Source organism: Nonomuraea sp. NPDC048881 (assembly GCF_040649795.1).
Classification (GTDB): domain Bacteria; phylum Actinomycetota; class Actinomycetes; order Streptosporangiales; family Streptosporangiaceae; genus Nonomuraea.
In genome coordinates, this window is record NZ_JBEZGC010000028.1 from 1 (window position 1) to 18,327 (window position 18,327).

19 protein-coding genes are annotated in these 18,327 nt (G+C 72.3%); 9 read left to right on the top strand and 10 right to left on the bottom strand.

Annotation, left to right across the window (positions count from 1 at the left end; genetic code table 11):
* Positions 1-88 precede the first annotated feature (88 nt).
* Positions 89-298 carry a heavy-metal-associated domain-containing protein gene (locus AB0C33_RS47255; RefSeq protein ID WP_358301112.1) on the bottom strand — a complete coding sequence of 70 codons (210 nt, stop codon included), beginning with the start codon at positions 296-298 and terminating at the stop codon, positions 89-91.
* A gap of 150 nt (positions 299-448) precedes the next feature.
* On the opposite strand from AB0C33_RS47255, the gene AB0C33_RS47260 reads away from it, so the two are divergent.
* The 3 genes from AB0C33_RS47260 to AB0C33_RS47270 are packed head-to-tail and all read left to right on the top strand — an operon-like array spanning position 449 to position 2,939.
* Positions 449-1,591: an FAD-dependent oxidoreductase gene (locus AB0C33_RS47260; protein WP_358301114.1), complete on the top strand. Its 1,143-nt coding sequence runs from the start codon at positions 449-451 to the stop codon at positions 1,589-1,591.
* Positions 1,592-1,617: 26 nt separating this feature from the next.
* Complete coding sequence (locus AB0C33_RS47265; RefSeq protein ID WP_357972372.1) at positions 1,618-1,992, top strand: BlaI/MecI/CopY family transcriptional regulator; 375 nt, start codon at positions 1,618-1,620, stop codon at positions 1,990-1,992.
* Positions 1,989-2,939, top strand: coding sequence for a M56 family metallopeptidase (locus AB0C33_RS47270; RefSeq protein WP_358301116.1), 951 nt, complete (start codon positions 1,989-1,991; stop codon positions 2,937-2,939). Before AB0C33_RS47265 ends, AB0C33_RS47270 begins: the two co-directional genes overlap by 4 nt.
* A 13-nt stretch (positions 2,940-2,952) precedes the next feature.
* On the opposite strand, the gene AB0C33_RS47275 is transcribed toward AB0C33_RS47270, so the two are convergent.
* A complete protein-coding gene (locus AB0C33_RS47275) occupies positions 2,953-3,255 on the bottom strand; it encodes a MarC family protein (RefSeq protein WP_358301118.1) in 303 nt (100 codons plus the stop codon).
* 343 nt (positions 3,256-3,598) lie between these two features.
* Between AB0C33_RS47275 and AB0C33_RS47280 the strand changes: the two genes are divergently transcribed.
* From AB0C33_RS47280 to AB0C33_RS47295, 4 genes are all read left to right on the top strand, one after another.
* On the top strand, positions 3,599-4,186 hold the full coding sequence (locus tag AB0C33_RS47280; RefSeq protein ID WP_358301121.1) for a DUF4396 domain-containing protein: 588 nt from the start codon (positions 3,599-3,601) through the stop codon (positions 4,184-4,186).
* Between the two features lie 1,111 nt (positions 4,187-5,297).
* Positions 5,298-6,737, top strand: a complete 1,440-nt coding sequence (locus tag AB0C33_RS47285; protein ID WP_358301124.1) for an MFS transporter — start codon at positions 5,298-5,300, stop codon at positions 6,735-6,737.
* 32 nt (positions 6,738-6,769) lie between these two features.
* Positions 6,770-7,258, top strand: coding sequence for a universal stress protein (locus AB0C33_RS47290; RefSeq protein ID WP_352356013.1), 489 nt, complete (start codon positions 6,770-6,772; stop codon positions 7,256-7,258).
* Between the two features lie 233 nt (positions 7,259-7,491).
* Entirely contained in the window at positions 7,492-8,439 is a 948-nt protein-coding gene (locus AB0C33_RS47295) for an NlpC/P60 family protein (RefSeq protein ID WP_358301127.1), read from the top strand.
* A 191-nt stretch (positions 8,440-8,630) separates the two neighbouring features.
* Here AB0C33_RS47295 and AB0C33_RS47300 read toward each other — a convergent pair whose 3' ends face one another.
* From AB0C33_RS47300 to AB0C33_RS47315, 4 genes are read right to left on the bottom strand one after another with little or no spacing between them, the layout of a single operon-like run.
* Positions 8,631-10,871 carry a heavy metal translocating P-type ATPase gene (locus AB0C33_RS47300; protein ID WP_358301130.1) on the bottom strand — a complete coding sequence of 747 codons (2,241 nt, stop codon included), beginning with the start codon at positions 10,869-10,871 and terminating at the stop codon, positions 8,631-8,633.
* A 28-nt stretch (positions 10,872-10,899) separates the two neighbouring features.
* A complete protein-coding gene (locus tag AB0C33_RS47305) occupies positions 10,900-11,883 on the bottom strand; it encodes a hypothetical protein (protein ID WP_358301133.1) in 984 nt (327 codons plus the stop codon).
* Complete coding sequence (locus tag AB0C33_RS47310; RefSeq protein WP_358301136.1) at positions 11,880-12,092, bottom strand: copper ion binding protein; 213 nt, start codon at positions 12,090-12,092, stop codon at positions 11,880-11,882. The genes AB0C33_RS47305 and AB0C33_RS47310 overlap by 4 nt, the downstream gene beginning before the upstream one ends.
* Positions 12,093-12,114: 22 nt before the next feature.
* Entirely contained in the window at positions 12,115-12,396 is a 282-nt protein-coding gene (locus AB0C33_RS47315; protein WP_352356023.1) for a metal-sensitive transcriptional regulator, read from the bottom strand.
* Positions 12,397-12,511: 115 nt separating this feature from the next.
* Between AB0C33_RS47315 and AB0C33_RS47320 the strand changes: the two genes are divergently transcribed.
* Entirely contained in the window at positions 12,512-13,093 is a 582-nt protein-coding gene (locus AB0C33_RS47320; protein ID WP_358301140.1) for an HD domain-containing protein, read from the top strand.
* Positions 13,094-13,154: 61 nt separating this feature from the next.
* On the opposite strand, the gene AB0C33_RS47325 is transcribed toward AB0C33_RS47320, so the two are convergent.
* The 4 genes from AB0C33_RS47325 to AB0C33_RS47340 are packed head-to-tail and all read right to left on the bottom strand — an operon-like array spanning position 13,155 to position 17,250.
* Positions 13,155-13,916, bottom strand: a complete 762-nt coding sequence (locus tag AB0C33_RS47325; RefSeq protein WP_358301143.1) for an SDR family oxidoreductase — start codon at positions 13,914-13,916, stop codon at positions 13,155-13,157.
* Complete coding sequence (locus AB0C33_RS47330; protein ID WP_352356029.1) at positions 13,913-14,755, bottom strand: amidohydrolase family protein; 843 nt, start codon at positions 14,753-14,755, stop codon at positions 13,913-13,915. Before AB0C33_RS47330 ends, AB0C33_RS47325 begins: the two co-directional genes overlap by 4 nt.
* Positions 14,745-15,926, bottom strand: coding sequence for a mandelate racemase/muconate lactonizing enzyme family protein (locus AB0C33_RS47335; protein ID WP_352356031.1), 1,182 nt, complete (start codon positions 15,924-15,926; stop codon positions 14,745-14,747). The genes AB0C33_RS47330 and AB0C33_RS47335 overlap by 11 nt, the downstream gene beginning before the upstream one ends.
* Positions 15,913-17,250, bottom strand: a complete 1,338-nt coding sequence (locus AB0C33_RS47340; protein ID WP_358301147.1) for an aspartate aminotransferase family protein — start codon at positions 17,248-17,250, stop codon at positions 15,913-15,915. Before AB0C33_RS47340 ends, AB0C33_RS47335 begins: the two co-directional genes overlap by 14 nt.
* A gap of 161 nt (positions 17,251-17,411) precedes the next feature.
* Here AB0C33_RS47340 and AB0C33_RS47345 point away from each other — a divergent pair, with 161 nt between their 5' ends.
* Positions 17,412-18,209, top strand: a complete 798-nt coding sequence (locus AB0C33_RS47345; RefSeq protein WP_358301150.1) for an IclR family transcriptional regulator — start codon at positions 17,412-17,414, stop codon at positions 18,207-18,209.
* The last annotated feature ends 118 nt before the right edge of the window (positions 18,210-18,327 follow it).

Consider the following 18,327-nt stretch of genomic DNA (forward strand, 5'->3'; position numbering starts at 1 on the left):
ACCACGCGCTCCCGGGGGGGGTATCCGCGCGGGGACTGCCGACGGGGCGCGGGGGCCGGCCGGCCGCCGCTTCGGTGGTCTCGACGGCTCAGCCGGCCACCAGCTCGTAGCCCGCCTCTTCGACGACGTCCCTGATCTTCGTGTCGTCGAGGGCGTCGGTCGAGGTGACGGTCACCTGCCCCGTGGCCAGCTCGACGTCGACCGAGGAGACCCCGGCGACCTTGCCGATCTCGGTCTTGACGGTGCCCGCGCAGCCGCCGCAGGTCATTCCGGACACCGTGTAGGTCTTCGTGCTCATCGCCTCGCTCCTCTCGTGATACCCCGGCCGGGTATGTCGGAAGAGAACGTACGCCCGATCTTGCGCAAAGGCAAGCCATACGCCGGAGGGGTATGTGAGACGCGCGTCACATTGCCTCGCCCATACCCCCTCCCGGTATCGTTGCCTCGCATGAGAACCCTTGACAAGATCGTCGTGGTCGGCGCCTCGCTGGCGGGGCTGCGGGCCGTCCAGACCCTGCGCCGGGAGGGCTTCGACGGCGAGCTCACGCTGGTCGGCGCCGAGGCGCACGTGCCGTACAACCGGCCGCCGCTGTCCAAGAGCGTCCTGCGCGGCGACGAGGACGTCACGCTCCCCGGCGCCGAAGAGCTCGGCGACGACTGGCTGCGCGGCAGGCAGGCGGTGCGCCTGGACGCCGGCAACCGCACGGTCGTCCTCGACGACGGCGCCGAGCTCGGCTACGACGGCCTGGTCGTCGCGAGCGGCGCCCGTCCCAGGCGGCTCGACGGCGTGCACACCCTGCGCACCCTTGAGGACGCCCTGGCCCTGCGCGCCGAGCTGGACTCCGGCCACGAGCACGTGCTGGTCATCGGCGGCGGGTTCATCGGCGGCGAGGTGGCGACCACGGCCAGGCAGCTGGGCCGCAAGGTCACCCTGGTCGACTCCGGCCCGCACCCCATGCACGCGGGCCTCGGCGCGCAGGCGGCGCGCTGGCTGGCCGGGCACCACGAGCGCAACGGCGTCGAACTCGTCACCGGTGTGCGCGTCACCGAGGTGACCGACGGCCAGGTGCGGCTCGGCGACGGCCGCGTGCTGTCCGCCGACCTGGTCGTGGGCGGCATGGGCGTGACGCCCAACACCGAATGGCTGGACGGCAGCGGCCTGGCCGTGGACGACGGCGTGCTGTGCGAGCCGACGCTGTACGCCACCGGCTCGGTGAACGTCGTCGCGGCGGGCGACGTGGCCCGCTGGCCGCACCGCCTGTACGGCGACGCCCTGATCCGCGTCGAGCACTGGTCCAACGCCAACGAGCAGGGCGCGGTGGCCGCCCGCAACCTGCTGGCCGGGCCCGACGAGGCGCAGCCGTTCGCGGACGTGCCGAACTTCGCCACCCACGTGCACGGCGCCCGCATCCAGACGGCCGGCCTGCCCCACCTGGCCGACGAGGCGCGCGTCGTCGCCGGCGACCCGGAGGAGGACCGCTTCGCCGTGGCCTTCGCCCGCGACGGCGTGCTGGTCGGCGCGGTCGCCGTCAACGCGCCGAAGGACCTGATCAGGCTCAAGCGGTCCATCGCCGCGGGCGAGGCGATCTGACTACGACCGCGGGTAGCATGACCGGCATGATGCGTGGCCTTGGCGAGCTCGAATCCACGATCATGGACTGGATGTGGGCCAGGCGGCGTCCCGCCTCGGTCCGCGACGTCTTCGAAGACCTCAAGCAGCGGCGGACCATCGCCTACACCACGGTGATGACCGTGATGGACAAGCTGCACACCAAGGGCATGCTCCGGCGCGAGGCCGTCGGCCGCGCCTACGTCTACGAACCGGTCGCCTCCAAGGAGGCGTACACCGCCGACCTGATGCGCCGCGCGCTCGCGGGCAGCGGCAACCAGGCCGCCACCCTCGTGCACTTCCTCGAACGGCTCACCCCCGAGGAGGCCGCGGCGCTGGAGGCGGCCCTTCAGGTCTACCCGCACCGGGGCCGTCCCGCATGATCGCCGCCGTCGTCCTGGCCTGTTACACGGTGGCGGCGGCCGTCTGGCTGCCCGCGCTGGGGCAGCGGGCCGCCAAGTGGTCCGACCGGGCGCCGCGGCTGGCGATCGCGCTGTGGCAGGCGGGGGCGGCGTCCGTGGTCGCCTCGGCGGTGCTCGCCGCGCTGGCCTTCGCCGTGCCGGCCGAGATCGTGGGCCACGGGCTGGCGGGGTTGTTCGAGGCGTGCGCCGACATGCTCGGCGACGGCTCCAGTGTGTCCCGGATGGGGTTCGCGGCCATGCTGGCGGCCGGCGCGGTGCTGTCCAGGGTGCTCTGGTGCGGCGTGACGGTGCTGGTGCGGGCCGCCGTGGAACGTCGCCGGCACGCCGCCATGTTGCGGCTGCTCGGGCGGCGCGACGCCGAGCTGGGCGTGGTGGTGATCGACTACGACGAGCGGCTGGCGTACTGCGTGCCGGGCCGGCGCGCTCAGACGGTCATCACCACGAGCGCGCTGCGGGCCCTGACGCCGGAGCAGATCGCCGCCGTGCTGGCGCACGAGCGGGCGCACCTGCGCGGCCGTCATCATCTGGTGCTGGCCGGGGCCGAGGCCCTGGTCCGGGCGTTCCCCAGAGTGCCGCTGTTCGAGCGGGCCAGGACCGAGATCGCGCGGCTGGTCGAGCTGCTCGCCGACGACGTCGCGGCCCGCCGCCACCCGCGCGCCCAGATCGCCGCGGCGCTGGTCAGCCTGGCCACCGGGCGCGCGCCCGCGTTCACGCTCGGGGCGGGCGGGGAGACGGCGCTCAGCCGCGTACGCCGGCTGCTCGGCCCCGAGCAGCCGCTCGGCCGCCGCGAACGGCTGACCGGGCTGCTGGCGGTCAGCGCGCTGCTCGGCGGGCCGGCGGCCGTGGCGCTGGCGCCGGGGGTCGGCTCGTTCCTGGCCCACCACTGCCACTCGCTGCTGTCGCTCTGACCTACTACTGCCCTTAGTAGCCAGGTGGCCGGACGGGGTCAGACGACGCCCCAGCGCGCCCAGTGCCGCACGGCCGCCGCGACCAGTTGCACCGCCATGGCCGCGGCCAGCAGCCCCATCCCCGGGCGACCAGGTTGAGCCCGTGGTCCTTGATGCCGTTGTCCTTGATGCCGGCCGCCACCAGCACGGAGACCCTGGCCGTACGGCGGCGGCCCGCCGGGTCCTGGCTCCTGGCGAGGGTGAGGAAGATCGGGATGGCCGCCAGCGGGTCGAAGATGACCAGCAGCGTGACGAAAGCCTGGACGAACAGCGACATCACCTGCTCCACGGGTACGGAGGGGTTCCCGGCGGTCAGCGCGCGGGGCCGGGCCGGATCTCCATGGAGCGGCAGGGCACGGTCCGGCGCAGCCACACCGCACCGCCGTGCTCCCGCCTGCTCATGCCCACCCGAACGGGGGCGGCGGCCGGGCTGTTCCCGAGGCGTCCGGATGGCGTCGGACTGTCGGGTCTACTATGCAGAATAGTAGGCCAGCCGTCCGCGCCGAGCTGGTCCCAGACGTGCCTCTTCGCCCCCACGCCGCTGACAGGAGGCTTACCTCCCTCTTTACCGGCATACCCCATACCCCTAAAATCGGTCACCCCACCTAAGGAGTATCACCATGGACCATAGTGGACATCACCCTCCCTCCTCCTCATCGGAGCACCAGCACGCCGCTCCGCCCGCCGCCACGTGGGCCATGGCCGCCCAGGCGACCCTGCACTGCCTGACCGGATGCGCGATCGGCGAAGTGCTCGGCATGGTGATCGGCACCGCGCTCGGCCTGTCCAACCTCACCACCGTGATCCTCTCGGTGGCGCTGGCCTTCGTGTTCGGCTACGCGCTGACCATGCGCGGCGTCCTGCGTGCCGGGGTGGACTTCAAGTCGGCGCTGAAGGTGGCGCTGGCGGCCGACACCATCTCGATCGCGGTGATGGAGGTGCTGGACAACACCGTGATGGTGACCGTGCCGGGCGCCATGGACGCCGGGCTGGGCAACTGGCTGTTCTGGGTGGCGCTGGCCGGGTCGCTGCTGGTGGCGTTCCTGCTGACGACGCCGGTGAACAAGTGGCTGATCTCCCGCGGCAAGGGTCACGCCGTGATCCACCAGTACCACCAGGGCCACGGCGGCCACCAAGGTCACGACGACCACGAGGGCTATCAGGGACACGAGGGCCATCACGGCCACCAGGGCCACCAGGGCCACTGACAGGACACCACCCCAGGCACGACACGAGCCGACCCGCCCACCGTCCACGATCGCCGACGGATCCCGGACGAGAGGCGGGCCCGCTCACAGACACCCGCCCCGCCCCCCATGACGGCCCCTCTCCGACCGCACAGGCCGGCCCCACACAGGCCAGCTACGACGCCGCCCCCGGAGATCGCGGCAACCCCCACATGAGGCCCGGCTCACCGCCCCGACCGGGCATTTCCCTGGCGCCATCGCGGCCCCATCCACCGCCGATCCGGGAGGGCACAGCAACCCCGGCATACCCCGCCTCACAGCCACGAGCGGGCATTTCCCGCGCCGCCACTGGCTACCCCCGACACCGCGCCAAGAGCGCGTGGCGATCCCCCGACGCGACGCCACCTGCGACGCGTCAACCCGCAGACCCATCTGCCCGGGCAAGCCGAGCCCGCATACCTCCTGCCCCTGACGCGCCCGCATACCCAGTCCCGCATACCCCCGGCCCCCTGGCGCACCCCGCATACCCCTCCTCTGCACACCCCGGTCCGCTGACCCGTTCCGCATACCCCACCCCCGCACCCCCGAGCCCCTGGCGCGCTCCGCATACCCCCGGCATGCGGGGGCCGCGGTGTGTGGCGGCGGGGTGCGGGGGCCGGAATGCGGGGGGTATATGGCTGCGAGGGTGAGGCATGGAAGCGCGGCCCGGCCCGCGCACCCGGCCCCCTACGCGTGCCGCATACCCCCGCCCGGCACATCTCCCGGCCCACCCCCATCCCACCGCCCTCCGACGCATCCCGCACGCCCTCGCCCCGGCACGTCCCGCACACCCAGCCCCGTGCATGTGTCACTTGCGCGTCCCTGCCCGTGACGCGTCACCCCCCAACGCCTCGCCATAGGCCGTCGGAGCTGCGGGAATGCTGTCGTCGCACGGTCGCACTCAGGCATTGCCGGCGCACGTGGGCCCGCCGTCAGGCAGTGCCGCCCGGACGGTCTCCGGCGCGCGGACTTGACAGATACCCCCCGGGTGTATGTATGTTCATCGCCAGATACCCCCTACCGGTATTTCCGAGGAACCCAAAAGACCCGCCCGCATCCCCACCGGGGTACGGCGTAGCGCTGGAGAATGCTCATGTCCGCACCATCCCCCCGGCGATGGACCGCCCTGGCCCTGATCGCCACGGCCCAGTTCATCGTCATCATGGACACGTCGATCATCGGCGTGGCCCTCCCCCGCATCCAGGAAGACCTCGGCTTCTCGCAGGAGAACCTGTCGTGGGTCTTCAACGCCTACGTCGTCGCCTTCGGCGGGCTCCTGCTGCTCGGCGGCCGGCTCTCGGACCTGTTCGGCGCACGCAAGCTGTTCGGCGCCGGCTGGCTCATCCTGCTCGCCGGCTCGCTCGTCGCCGGCATCGCCCCCGAGGTGTGGGTCGAGCTCACCGGACGTGCCGTCCAGGGCGTCGGCGCGGCCCTGATCGCCCCGTCCGCGCTGACCCTGCTGATGATGCTGTTCGGCCACGACCCCAAGGAGCTCACCAAGGCCCTCGCCCTGTACGGTGCGGCCGCCCCGGCGGGCGGCACCGCGGGCGTGTTCCTCGGCGGCGTCATCACCGAGTACCTGAGCTGGCCCTGGGTCTTCTACATCAACATCCCGATCGCGCTCGTCGCGCTCTTCGCCACCCGCCCGCTGATGCCCGCCGGTCAGTCCCAGCGCGGCTCCATCGACGTCCTCGGCGCGCTGACCGTCACCGCCGGGCTGGGCGCGGCCGTCTACGCCATCGTCCGGGCGCCCGAGGTCGGCTGGGGCTCCGCCCAGACCTGGGGCGTGCTGGCCGCCGCGATCGCGCTGCTCATCGCCTTCCTCGCCATCCAGGCCCGCCGCCGCGAGCCGCTGATGAGGCTGTCGATCTTCCGTACGCCGAACCTCGCCGCCGCCAACCTGACCCAGCTCCTGCTCGGCGGGGCCTGGATCCCGATGTGGTTCTTCCTCAACCTCTACCTGCAGCAGGTCCTCGGCTACAGTGCCTTCCCCAGCGGCGCGGCCCTGGTGCCGATGACCGTCCTCATCATGCTCGGCATGATCGTCCTGGCGCCGCGCGCCATCAACCGGTTCGGGCCCAAGGCCGTCACGGTGGCGGGCCTGGTCCTGCTCGCGGTCGGGATGGGCTGGCTGTCGCTGATCAGCCCCGAGGGCAGCTTCGCGGTCGACGTCCTGCCCGCCAGCCTGGTGGCCGCGCTCGGCATGTCGCTGGCCTTCATCCCCTCGCTCGGCACCGCCATCTCCTCCGCCCGTCCCGAGGAGGGCGGCCTGGCCTCCGGCATCGTCAACACCAGCTACCAGGTCGGCTCGGCCCTCGGGCTGGCCGCCATGACGGCCGTCGCCGCCGCCAACGGCGCCGCCCAGCTCGGGAACCTGCCCGCGCTGACCGACGGCTTCTCCTCGGCCTTCGTGGGAGCCGCCGGGATCGCGGTCGCCGGCGCCCTGATCGCCGCGCTGACGCTCCGCTCGCGGGGCGCCGCGCCCGCCGAGGCCGCCGACACCGTCGAGACCACCGCCGCCACCCGCGGCTGACCTCGACGCTCACAGCTCCGAAGGAGATCCCCATGTCCATCCTCATCGCCTACGACGGTTCACCCGACGCCCGCCACGCCGTCGAGGAGGCCGCCCGGCTGTTCCCCGGCGCGTCCGCGGTGGTGCTGTACGCCCGTCAGCCCCTGGAGAGCCTCGCCGCCCACCTCGAAGGGCATCCCGCCCTGGAGGACCTGCGGGACATCGACGCCAGGACCATGGACGCCTCGGAACGGCTGGCCGCCGAGGGCGCCGACCTCGCCCGTTCCCTCGGGCTGCGGGCCGAGCCGCGGGTCGCCTCGGTCCCGGAGGAGGTCGTCGCCGCCGCCATCGTCGACGCCGCCGAGGAGGTCGACGCCTCGCTGATCGTCCTGGGCTCGCGCGGCCGGCAGGGGCTGCGGGCGCTGCTGTCGGGCAGCACGTCCACCCACGTCATGCACGCCACCGCGCGCCCCACCCTGATCGTCCCGTCCAAGCCGCTGGCCGACGCCCGTCGCGCCGCCGAGCACCGCGCGGCCCGCTGAGGTCGCCGAGAGACGCCCGGCTCCCATCGGAGCCGGGCGTTTCGGCGTTCCGGTGAACGCGCCGGACCTGGCGTGCGTATCCCCACACGAGCCGGAACGACGGCCTGTTACGCCGGATAGTACGGACGAAATGCCAACAAGCAGGGCGACCTTCGGTACTATTCCGCCTCAGGCATGGAGGCGTACGAGGAGGCATCGTAGTGGTCGTGGCGACGAGGCTGGGGCGAGCGGCAGTGGCCGTGACACTTGCGGCGGTCGCGGCGGTCTCCATCCCGGGCGTCGCCTCGGCCGATCCGTCGCCCGCCAAGGCCAAGGCCAGGCTGGTGAAGCTGAACGAGCGGGCCGACGAGGTGGTCGAGCAGTACAACCAGGCGACCGAGGCGCACAAGAAGGCCAAGCAGAAGTACGACGCGCTCAACGCCGAGGTCGCGAACAAGAACGCCCAGGCGGACGGGTTACGCAAAGACCTCGTCTCGGCGGTGGTCAGCGACTACCAGTCGGGCCCGCTCACGACCTGGGGCCGCTTCGTCGCCGACGGCACCCCCGACGAGGTGCTGAGCGGCATGGCCGCCCTGGAGCAGATCTCCCGGGCCAGAGCGGCGAAACTGGCGGCGTTCCAGGCGACCACCAAGGACCTGCGCGCCCGGCGCGACGAGGCCCGGACCGTCCTGGCCGAGGCCGACGCGGCGCGCGACAAGGTGCGGGCGGAGAAGGCGAAGGTCGACAAGCTGGTCAAGGCGCAGACGAAGCTCCTGCGCAGGCTGGGCGCCTTCCGGGCGGGCGATCCGAACAGCGCCGGCATCAGGTACACCGGCTCGGCCTCCGGAAACGCCCGCCTGGCGTTGCAGTTCGCCTTCGCCCAGGTCGGCAAGCCCTACCAGTACGGCGCCGAGGGCCCGAGCTCCTACGACTGCTCCGGCCTCACCCAGGCCGCCTGGCGCACCGCGGGCGTCGAGCTGCCCCGCACCACCTGGACGCAATGGGCCTGGGGCGCGAGCAGACGCGTCTCGCTCGACGCGTTGCAGCCCGGCGACCTGCTCTTCAGCAAGGGGCTCGGCCACATGGGCATGTACGCCGGCAACGGGAAGATGGTCCACGCGCCCCAGACCGGTGACGTCGTCAAGGTGGTCGACCTCGACGACTACTGGCGCACCCGGCTGCTCGGCGCGGTCCGCCCCTGACCCGCGACGGCCGCGGGCAGGCCGCCGGTGAGCGCGTAGCCGGTGTCGCCGCGGGCGACGGCCGCCGTCAACGCGTCGGCGACCGGCCCGGCGAGCGGGGTGAGCAGGGGTGCTCCGGCTGTGCACGGGCCGGGTACGCGAAAGGGGCTCCGGGCGTCGTGCCCGGAGCCCTCTTCACTTGAGGCCGTTGTTCACTTGAAGCGGCGCAGCCGGAGGCTGTTGCTGACCACGAACACGCTGGAGAAGGCCATCGCGGCCCCCGCGATCATCGGGTTGAGCAGGCCGAGCGCGGCCAGCGGCAGGGCGGCCACGTTGTAGGCGAAGGCCCAGAACAGGTTGCCCTTGATGGTGCCGAGCGTCCGGCGGGAGAGCCTGATCGCGTCGGCGGCCACCCGCAGGTCACCGCGGACCAGGGTCAGGTCGGACGCCTCGATGGCGGCGTCCGTGCCGGTCCCCATGGCCAGGCCCAGGTCGGCCTGGGCGAGCGCGGCCGCGTCGTTGACGCCGTCGCCGACCATCGCCACGACCTTGCCCTCGCCCTGGAGCTCCTTGACGACGTCGACCTTGTCGGCGGGCAGCACCTCGGCGATCACCTCGTCGATGCCGACCTCGGCGGCCACCGTCCTCGCCACGGCCTCGTTGTCGCCGGTCAGCAGGACCGGGGTGAGGCCGAGCGCCCGGAGCTGCTGGATGGCCTCCTTGCTGGTGGGCTTGATCACGTCGGCGACCACCAGCACCGCGCGGGCCTTGCCGTCCCAGCCGACCGCGACGGCGGTCCGGCCGCCCGCCTGGGCGGCGTGCAGAGCGCGTTCCAGGTCGGACGGCAGGTGCTGGGACCACTCCTCCAGCAGCCTCGGCCGGCCCACCAGGACCGCGTGCCCCTCGACGACGCCCTGGACGCCGAGGCCCTCGACGTTCGCGAAGTCCTCGGGGGTGGGCAGGTCGCCGACCCGGGCGGCGGCGCCCTTGGCGATGGCCTGGGCGATCGGGTGCTCGGAGGCGTGCTCCAGAGCGCCCGCCAGGCGCAGCACCTCGGCCTCGTCCTCGCCGTCGGCCAGGTGCACGCCGGTGAGCGTCATCCGGCCCTCGGTGACGGTGCCCGTCTTGTCGAGCACCACCGTGTCGATGCGGCGGGTGGACTCCAGCACTTCGGGGCCCTTGATCAGGATGCCGAGCTGCGCGCCCCGGCCGGTGCCGACCAGCAACGCCGTCGGGGTGGCCAGGCCGAGCGCGCACGGGCAGGCGATGATCAGCACGGCCACCGCGGCGGTGAAGGCCGCGCCGACGCCGTCGCCGGTGCCGAGCCAGAAGCCCAGCGTGCCGAGAGCCAGCGCGATCACGATCGGGACGAAGATGCCCGACACGCGGTCGGCCAGCCGCTGCACCTGCGCCTTGCCCGTCTGGGCGTCCTCGACCAGCTTGGCCATCTGGGCGAGCTGCGTGTCGGCCCCGACCCGGGTGGCGCGGACGACCAGCCGGCCGCCCGCGTTCACGGTGGCGCCGGTGACCGTGTCGCCCGGACGCACCTCGACGGGCACCGACTCGCCGGTCAGCATCGAGGCGTCGACCGCCGAGGTGCCCTCCTCGATCACGCCGTCCGTGGCGATCTTCTCGCCGGGCCGCACGACGAACAGGTCGCCCACGGCCAGCCGGTCGCTGGGGATGCGGGTCTCCACGCCGTCGCGCAGCACCGCGACGTCCTTGGCGCCCAGTTCCAGCAGGGCGCGCAGGGCGGCGCCCGCCCGGCGCTTGGAGCGGGCCTCGAAGTAGCGGCCGGCCAGGATGAACGCGGTCACCCCCGCCGCGGCCTCCAGGTAGATGTTGCCCGACCCGTCGGTGCGCTCGATCGTGAACGCGAAGGGGTGGGTCATGCCCGGGGTGCCGGCCGTGCCGAAGAACAGCGCCCACAGCGACCAGCCGAGCGCGGCGATGGTGCCGACCGAGATCAGCGTGTCCATCGTGGCCGCGCCGTGGCGCAGGTTCGTCCAGGCGGCCTTGTGGAACGGCCAGCCGGCGTAGACGACGACCGGCGCGGTGAGCACCAGCGACATCCACTGCCAGTTCGTGAACTGCAACGGCGGGATCATCGCCATCGCGATCACCGGCACCGCCAGCACCACCGAGGTGATCAACCGGCTGCGCAGCGGGCGCAGCTCGTCCTCCGGCTCCCGCTCGCCCGGCTCGCCCTCTGAGCGGGGCGGCGCGGGCAGCGCGGCGGTGTAGCCGGCCGCCTCCACCTGGGCGATCAGCTGCTGCGGATCGACGCCTTCGGGGAAGGTGACCTTCGCCTTCTCGGTGGCGTAGTTGACCGTGGCGGTCACGCCGTCCATCTTGTTGAGCTTGCGCTCGATGCGGTTGGCGCACGAGGCGCAGGTCATGCCGCCGATCGAGAGTTCGACCGCGTTCTGCCGGTCATCGGTGACAGAGGTCATCACCGTTCCCCTTTCCCAGTGGCTTTTCTCAGTGGCTGTGGTTGCCGTGCCCGGCGGGCGTCGCCGACGCGTCGGGGCTGGCGGGAGTGGCGGGCCGCGGCCCGGCCGCGAGCGTGAAGTCGGCGGTACGGACCTCGCCCTCGTGCTGGAAGTCCAGGAACAGGCGGTAGTCGCCGCCGCTCGGCACCTCGGCGTAGAAGACGATCTCGGGGCCCGGCTGCGTCTTGCCGTCGCCCGGCTCGCCGTCGGGGTGGACGTGCAGGTAGGCCAGGTCACGGCCGCGGAGGGCGACCAGGTGGCCGAAGGCGCCGAGGTAGGGCTGCAGGTCGGTGACCGGCTTGCCGTCCTTGCTGACCTTGAGGGTGAGCTTGCTGGCCTGGCCGGGCGTCAGGTCGCCGTCGAGGGTGACCTCGTAGCCGTCGACCTTGGAGGTGCGGCCGGTCTCCGGCAGCGGCTTGGGCTGGTAGTCGCCCGCCACGGCCAGGTCGGCGCCCAGCGTCAGGGCCGCGCCGCCGGTCGGCGCGAAGTCGGCGAAGGCCCGGTAGCCGCCCGCCTCGGGGAAGGTGACCTTGACCGACCAGATGCCGTCGGCCGACATCTCCGGATGGACGTGCTGGAAGCTGCCCAGGTCGCGGGAGACCACGATGAAGTGCAGCTTCTTGTCGTGCTGGACCTGGTAGTCGGTGACTGGGCGGCCGTCGGGGCCGGTCACGGAGAAACGGAAGTCCGCGGGCTCGCCGGGCTTGAGCGACGTGGTGAGCGGGTTGAGGGTGTAGCCGTTCTCGGACACTTGGAGCCCCCCGGGGGTATCGTTCTTCTTCGTCGTCGTCTGCTGGGCTGTGTGCTGGTTGTGGCCCGCGCTCTGCGCGGTCTCCGCGGGGGTCGTCATGGCGCTGTGGTCGGCGGCGGGAGCGGCCCCGACCGGGCCCACGACCTTGCCGGCGCCCAGGGCCCCGCCGAAGACGACGGCCAGCCCCAGGGCGTAGGAGCCGAGCTTGGCTGCGGTGTTCACGACTGGTTCGCCACCTCGTACCCGGCCTCCTCGACGGCGGCGACGATCTTCGCCGCGTCGATCGGGCTGTCACTCTCGACGGTCAGCAGGCCGGAGGCCAGATCGACCTCGACGCCGGTCACCCCGGCGACCTCGCCGACCTCCTCCTTGACCGAACTGACGCAGTGGCCGCAGGTCATGCCCTTGACGGTGTAGGTGGTGGTGCTCATATCGGTCTCTCCTTCAATCCGGTCAGGAACGAACAAGTCTGGCGATGGCGTCGGAGGCTTCCTTGACCTTGGCCTCGGCCTCCGGGCCGCCCTTCGCGGTGGCCTCGGCGACGCAGTGGGCCAGGTGGTCCTCCAGCAACGACAGGGAGAACGACTTCAAGGCGCTGGTCGCGGCCGACACCTGGGTGAGGATGTCGATGCAGTACTTGTCGTCCTCGACCATCCGCTGCAGGCCGCGGACCTGCCCCTCGATGCGGCGCAACCGCATCCCTTGGTCCTGCTTGCCACTGCCGTGTCCAGCCATGTCAGCCCTCCTTCGGCTCGTTGCCGTTGAAGACACTATACCCCCCTATGGTATCCAGAAGGCAAGTGGCGGCCCCTGCCGACGAGATCCGGTGGCCGGGTGAAAGGCTGAAGGCATGTTCCCGGAGACTCCCGCCGCCGCCGCGGCGCTGTCGGTGGCCGGTCGTCACTGCTCGCCCGCGCTGCTCAACCACTGCGTCCGCGCCTACCTGTGGGGAGCGATGTACGGCGCGGCCCACGGCATCGCCTTCGACGACGAGCTCTACTACGTCTCGGCGCTGCTCCACGACATGGGGCTGACCGAGCCCTTCGACAGCCACCGGCTGCCGTTCGAGGAGGCGGGCGGGCAGCTCGCCTGGGTGTTCGGCACGGCGGCCGGCTGGCCGGCCGAGCGCGCCGAGCGGGCCGCCGAGATCATCAGGCTGCACATGCGCGCCGACGTGTCCGCCGCCGACGACCCGGAGTCCCACCTGCTGCAGGTCGCCACGAGCTGGGACGTGGTCGGGCGGCGGCCCGAGGAGTTCGCGCCGGACGCGCGGGCGGAGCTGCTCGCCCGCTATCCCAGGCTGGGCTTCGGCGCCGAGTTCCTGGCCTGCTTCGAGGACCAGGCCAGGCGCAAGCCGGACAGCGCCGCCGCGGCGTCGGTCCGCAACGACGTCGCGGGGCGGATCGCCGCCAACCCGCTGGACGGCGGCTGACCCGAGCCCCGGTGACTGATCCCAGTCCCGGCGGCTGACCCGAGCCCGGCGACGCCGCAGGTCAGGAACCGGGCCGCAACGAGTTCCGGTACGGCGTCATGAACCGCGTCCGCGGCATCTGGTCGGCCAGCACGCCGCCGTCCACGACCAGGGTGGAGCCGGTGACGTAGCGGGCCGACTCCGAGGCCAGGTACGCCACCGCGCCGGCCACGTCGTCCGGCCTGCCGTACCCGCCGCGCAGCGGGATGCGCTCCTCCCACGCCGCCTCGAAGGCCGCGCGGTCGAAGGGGAAGTCGCCGTCGATCGGGGTGGCGATCATGCCGGGCGCCACGGCGTTGACGGTGATGCCATGGGCGCCCAGCTCGGCGGCGAGCGAGCGGGTGATCAGCTCCAGGGCGCCCTTGGAGGCGTTGTAGTGGGCCAGCCCGGCTTCGGCCATGAGGCCGTTCTTGGAGGAGACGTTGACGATCCGCCCCCGCACGCCGTCGGCGATCATGTGCTCGGCCACCCGCTGCGCCAGGAAGAACGGCGCGTCGCAGTTGACCCGCATGACGGCCTGCCAGCCGGCCACGGTGATCTCGTTGAAGTGTTCGAGCCGGGCCACCCCGGCGTTGTTGACCAGGACGTGGATCGGCCCGTGGTCGCGGCGGACCGCGTCGGCCAGCCCGGCCAGGCCCTCGGTGTCGGCCAGGTCGAAGTCGTAGGCGCAGCCCGCGCCCGGCCGGTCGACGGTGATCACCCGGTAGCCGTCGGCCGTCAGGCGCGCGGCGATGGCCTGGCCGAGGCCCCTGGCGGCCCCGGTGACCACGGCCAGTTCGGTCATGACAGCCCCAGCAGGTCGAGCGACGGGCGGTGGATCAGCTTCTCGATCTCCTCCCGGTCCAGGGGCGGCAGACCGGGGATGCCGGGGACCGCGCCGACCGCCCGCAGCCCCGCCACCGAGGCGTCCACCGTGGTGAAGGGGTAGTCGCTGCCGAACAGCAGCTTGCCCCACACCCCGTAGTCCTGGGCCAGGCGCAGGCTGTGCCAGAGCTGGAAGGGGCGGTAGTGCAGGGCGGAGACGTCGGCGTAGACGTGGCGGTGCTTGCGGATCACCGCGATGCACTCGCCCTCGTACGGGTGGCCGAGGTGGGCCAGGACCATGCGCAGCTCGGGATGCCTGATGGCGACCTCGTCCAGGTGCACCGGCAGCGCGTAGCGCAGGGGCGCGGCCGAGACGAACGTGGTCCCGGTGTGCACCAGCAGCGGCAGGCCGTGGCGGGCGGCGTAGGCGTACAGGTCGTCCAGCTCGGGCGCGGCCGGGTCGAAACCGGCGTACATCGGCATGAGCTTGATGCCGCGCAGCCCCAGGTCGCGGTGGCCGTGTTCCAGCTCGTCGCGCCAGCCGGGCTGGGTGGGGTCGAGCGACAGGTAGCCGATGAGCCGGTCGGGGTGCTCGCCGGCGTAGGCGGCCACGGCGGCGTCGTCCACCCACAGGCCCGACCGCCTGGCCTTGCCGCCCACCACGACGGTACGGGTGCCGGCGGGCGAGGTGGCGGCGTAGTCCGCCCAGCGCACGGTCAGGTCGACGTGACCGCCGTGCGCGCGGGCGGACTCGGCCGCGAACGGGTCGCCGACGTCGTCCGGGCAGCTGAACAGGTGGGAGTGGACGTCAACGATCACGCTTCTCCCAGCCCTCCTTGAACATGTTCCAGAACCGGTGGGACGGCGGGTGCTCGGCGAAGACCTCGTCGGCCAGCTCGACGCCGAGGCCGGGCCGCTCCGGCAGGCCGACGTGCCCGTCGACCACCGGCAGCACGCCCTTCAGCGCGTCGAAGACGTACGGCTCCAGCATGCCGTCGAACGTCTCCAGGACCAGCAGGTTCGGCATGCCGAGCACGGCGTGCACGGAGGCCGTGGTGCACAGCGGGGAGTTGGAGTTGTGCGGGGCGACGAGCATGGCGTGCACGTCGGCCTGCGCGGCCAGCTTCCTGATCTCGGTGAACCCGCCGGCCATCGACAGGTCGGGCTGGATGATGTCGACCGCGCCGGTGGCGAACAGCCGGGCGTACTCGTAGCGGTTGTGGAAGTGCTCGCCGCCGGAGATGGGCATGGCGGCGCGGGCCCGCAGCTCGGCGTAGCGCTCGATGTGCGTCCACGGCAGCGGCTCCTCGAACCAGCCGAGGTCGAACGGCTCCAGCTCGCGCACGAGCCGGACGGCGGTCGGCATCGCGAACCGGGCGTGCCCCTCGACGAACAGGTCGAGGTCGGGCACGGCCTCGCGGACCGCCGCGACGATGTCCACCGAGAGCCGCAGCTCGGCCCGGGACAACTCGCCCAGCCCGGCGCCGAACGGGTCGAACTTCAGCCCGGTGTAGCCGCGGGCGGCGACCTCCTTGGCCTTGGCCGCGAACACCTGCGGGTCGCGTTCGCCGGTGTACCAGCCGTTGGCGTAGACCCGCACCCGGTCGCGGCAGGCGCCGCCGGTCAGTCGGTAGACGGGCACGCCCAGCGCCTTGCCCATGATGTCGTGGAGCGCCTGGTCGACGCCGGAGACGACGATGCCGCCGACGTCGCCGCCGCGCAGGAAGTCGCCCTGGTACATCCGCAGCCAGATCTCCTCGACGTCGAAGGGATCGGCGCCGATCAGGTGGCGCTGGGCCATGGCCTCGGTCAGCGAGCAGGTCTCCCGGCCCCGGTAGGGGTGGGTGATCTCGCCGATGCCGCTCAGCCCTTCGTCGGTGTGGATGCGCACGTAGGAGAAGTCGCGCCAGGCGGTGCCCAGCGAGAGGGTCTCGACGCGGCTGATCCGGCCGGCGGGGCCGGCCGGGCGGCTGGTGTCAACGGTGAGCATCGGCGCCGCCCATGGTGCTGACGTCGGTCAGGTCGAGCACGTCGCCGCGGGCGAGCCTGGCCGCGGTGGCGGCCGCCTCCAGCAGGTGGTCGGCGTCGGCGTCGGTGTGGGCGTAGGAGACGTGGCTGCGCTTGAGGTTCAGTGGCAGCTCGAAGACGCCGTGCTCCAGCAGCCGGCGGCGGTACCCGATGAACATGTTGGCATCATTGCGCAGCAGGTCGTCGTAGGTGCGGGCGGGTCCGGTCATGAAATATCCGACGAAGACCGAGCCGTACCCGCCGACCAGCGCCGGGATGTCCAGCGAGGCGAACACCTCGGCCAGGCCGGTCCTGATCCGCTCGCCGAGGCGGAAGACGTGCTCGTGCACCGGCTCCTCGCGCAGCTTGCGCAGCGTGGCCAGGGCGGCCGCCACGACGGCGGGGTGGCCGTTGTAGGTGCCGGCGAAGAAGGCGGGGCCGCCCGGTCGCGAGCTGAACAGCTCCATGAGATCGGCGCGGCCTCCGAGCGCGCCCACCGGGTAGCCGTTCGCGATCGCCTTGCCCATGGTGGTGAGGTCGGGGGTGATCCCGCAGATCGCCTGCCAGCCGCCCAGGTGGTGGCGGAAGCCGGTGATGACCTCGTCGAAGATCAGCACGCTGCCCGCTTTGGTGCACTCGTCGCGCAGCGTCTGCAGGAACTCCTGCTCGGGCAGCAGGCAGCCGACGTTGTGCGGCACCGGCTCCAGGATGACGGCGGCGATGTCGTCGCCGTGCTCGGCGAACGCCCGGCGTACCGCCTCGGGGTCGTTGAACGGCAGGACCAGCGTGGCCTCCAGCACCTCGGGCAGGATGCCGGTCGAGATCGGGTCGTGGGTGCCGACCTTCTCCGGCGCGGAGATCACGTTGAGGCTGACCGCGTCGTGCCAGCCGTGGTAGCAACCCTGGAACTTGACCACCAGCCGGCGGCCGGTCGCGGCCCTGGCCACGCGCAGGGCGTGGAAGGTGGCCTCGCTGCCGGTGCTGGTCAGGAGCACCTTCTCCACGCTCGGCACGAGCTCTGCCAGCGTCTCGGCGAGCTCGACCTCGCCGGCCGTGACGCCCACGCCGCACAGGTCCACCGTGCGGCCGGCCTCGGCGACGGCCGCGCCGACGTCGGGGTCGTTGTGGCCGAGCAGCGGCGGGCCGAAGGCGGCGTGGTAGTCGACGAACTCCCGTCCTTGCGAGTCGCGGAAGCGGGCGCCGGCGGCATGGGTGATCACCAGGTCGGTGAGCCCCGGAATGCTGCGCTGCCCGCTGTTCACGCCGCCGGGGATGACCTGGCGTGCGCGCTCGGCTAGGTGCTTCAAATCTCTCTCCTCCGACGCGCCTCCCGGCCCGGCCCGGCCTGGGAAGCGCTGATCGTCCGCCACAAATTCCGAACAGTGTTTGGCAATACCGAACAGATGAGGGAGATTGAAACACGAGATTGGGTGGGGGTCAACGATGAATTCCGCTAAGCTGTTCGGCTGTGACGAACACTGCTGCTGAGGAATCGCGATATTGGGTCCGCAGCGTCGCCCGCGCCGCCGAGGTGCTGGAGGTCCTGTCCCGCGTGGGGCCGGGTGGCGGCATGAGCGTGACCGAGGTCGCCGCGGCCTGCGGGCTGAGCAAGAGCGCCGCCTTCGCCACCCTCTACACGCTGCGCGGCTACAGCCTGGTCGCCGACGACGGCGAGGGCATGAACCGCCGCTACCGGCTGGGCATGGCGCTGTCCAGGCTGGGCGCCAGGGCCCAGGAGCAGCTCTCGCTGCGCGACGTGGCCCGCCCCGCGCTGATCGCGCTCACCGAACGCACCGGGATGAACTCCAGGCTCGCGGTGCCCGAGGCCGGCCAGGCGGTCGTCGTCGACCAGGTGAGCAACGGCGAGCGCATCCAGGTCGACCTGCGGATGGGCACCAGGGAGCTGCCCCACTGCACCGGGCTGGGCAAGGCGCTGCTGGCCGAGATGGACGACGAGGAGGTCGCCAGGGTCGTCGGCCACGTCGGCCTGCCGCGCCGCACCGGCAACACGATCACCGAGCTGCCGTTGCTGCTGGCCCACCTGAAGACGGTCAGGGAACTCGGCTACGCGGTCGACGACGAGGAGGACGCCGACGGCATCTTCTGCATCGGCAGCGCGCTGCGCGACCACACCGGCGCCTGCGTCGGCGCGATCAGCATCACCTCGCTCAAGCGCGACCTGCCCGCCTGGCGCTACCAGGAGCTCGGCCGGGAGGTGAGAGAGACGGCGGCGATGATCTCCCAGCATCTCGGGCATGCCACGTGACGGCTTGACAGATGCCTCATCCACTGTCTAGCGTCCTCGCCAATCGTTTCGGGCGAAGATCCGACTCCGAGCGCCGCGGCCCCCGGCGCCGGACGTCTGGGCCGCAGCACCGCCGCCT

Excerpts from the sequence above, each read along its gene's own strand:
- AB0C33_RS47285 (WP_358301124.1), top strand. The coding sequence starts at position 5,298 with ATGTCCGCACCATCCCCCCGGCGATGGACCGCCCTGGCCCTGATCGCC.
- AB0C33_RS47255 (WP_358301112.1), bottom strand. The coding sequence starts at position 298 with ATGAGCACGAAGACCTACACGGTGTCCGGAATGACCTGCGGCGGCTGC.
- AB0C33_RS47300 (WP_358301130.1), bottom strand. The coding sequence starts at position 10,871 with ATGACCTCTGTCACCGATGACCGGCAGAACGCGGTCGAACTCTCGATC.
- AB0C33_RS47310 (WP_358301136.1), bottom strand. The coding sequence starts at position 12,092 with ATGAGCACCACCACCTACACCGTCAAGGGCATGACCTGCGGCCACTGC.
- AB0C33_RS47315 (WP_352356023.1), bottom strand. The coding sequence starts at position 12,396 with ATGGCTGGACACGGCAGTGGCAAGCAGGACCAAGGGATGCGGTTGCGC.
- AB0C33_RS47325 (WP_358301143.1), bottom strand. The coding sequence starts at position 13,916 with ATGACCGAACTGGCCGTGGTCACCGGGGCCGCCAGGGGCCTCGGCCAG.
- AB0C33_RS47275 (WP_358301118.1), bottom strand. The coding sequence starts at position 3,255 with ATGTCGCTGTTCGTCCAGGCTTTCGTCACGCTGCTGGTCATCTTCGAC.
- AB0C33_RS47320 (WP_358301140.1), top strand. The coding sequence starts at position 12,512 with ATGTTCCCGGAGACTCCCGCCGCCGCCGCGGCGCTGTCGGTGGCCGGT.
- AB0C33_RS47280 (WP_358301121.1), top strand. The coding sequence starts at position 3,599 with ATGGACCATAGTGGACATCACCCTCCCTCCTCCTCATCGGAGCACCAG.
- AB0C33_RS47270 (WP_358301116.1), top strand. The coding sequence starts at position 1,989 with ATGATCGCCGCCGTCGTCCTGGCCTGTTACACGGTGGCGGCGGCCGTC.
- AB0C33_RS47335 (WP_352356031.1), bottom strand. The coding sequence starts at position 15,926 with ATGCTCACCGTTGACACCAGCCGCCCGGCCGGCCCCGCCGGCCGGATC.
- AB0C33_RS47290 (WP_352356013.1), top strand. The coding sequence starts at position 6,770 with ATGTCCATCCTCATCGCCTACGACGGTTCACCCGACGCCCGCCACGCC.
- AB0C33_RS47260 (WP_358301114.1), top strand. The coding sequence starts at position 449 with ATGAGAACCCTTGACAAGATCGTCGTGGTCGGCGCCTCGCTGGCGGGG.
- AB0C33_RS47265 (WP_357972372.1), top strand. The coding sequence starts at position 1,618 with ATGATGCGTGGCCTTGGCGAGCTCGAATCCACGATCATGGACTGGATG.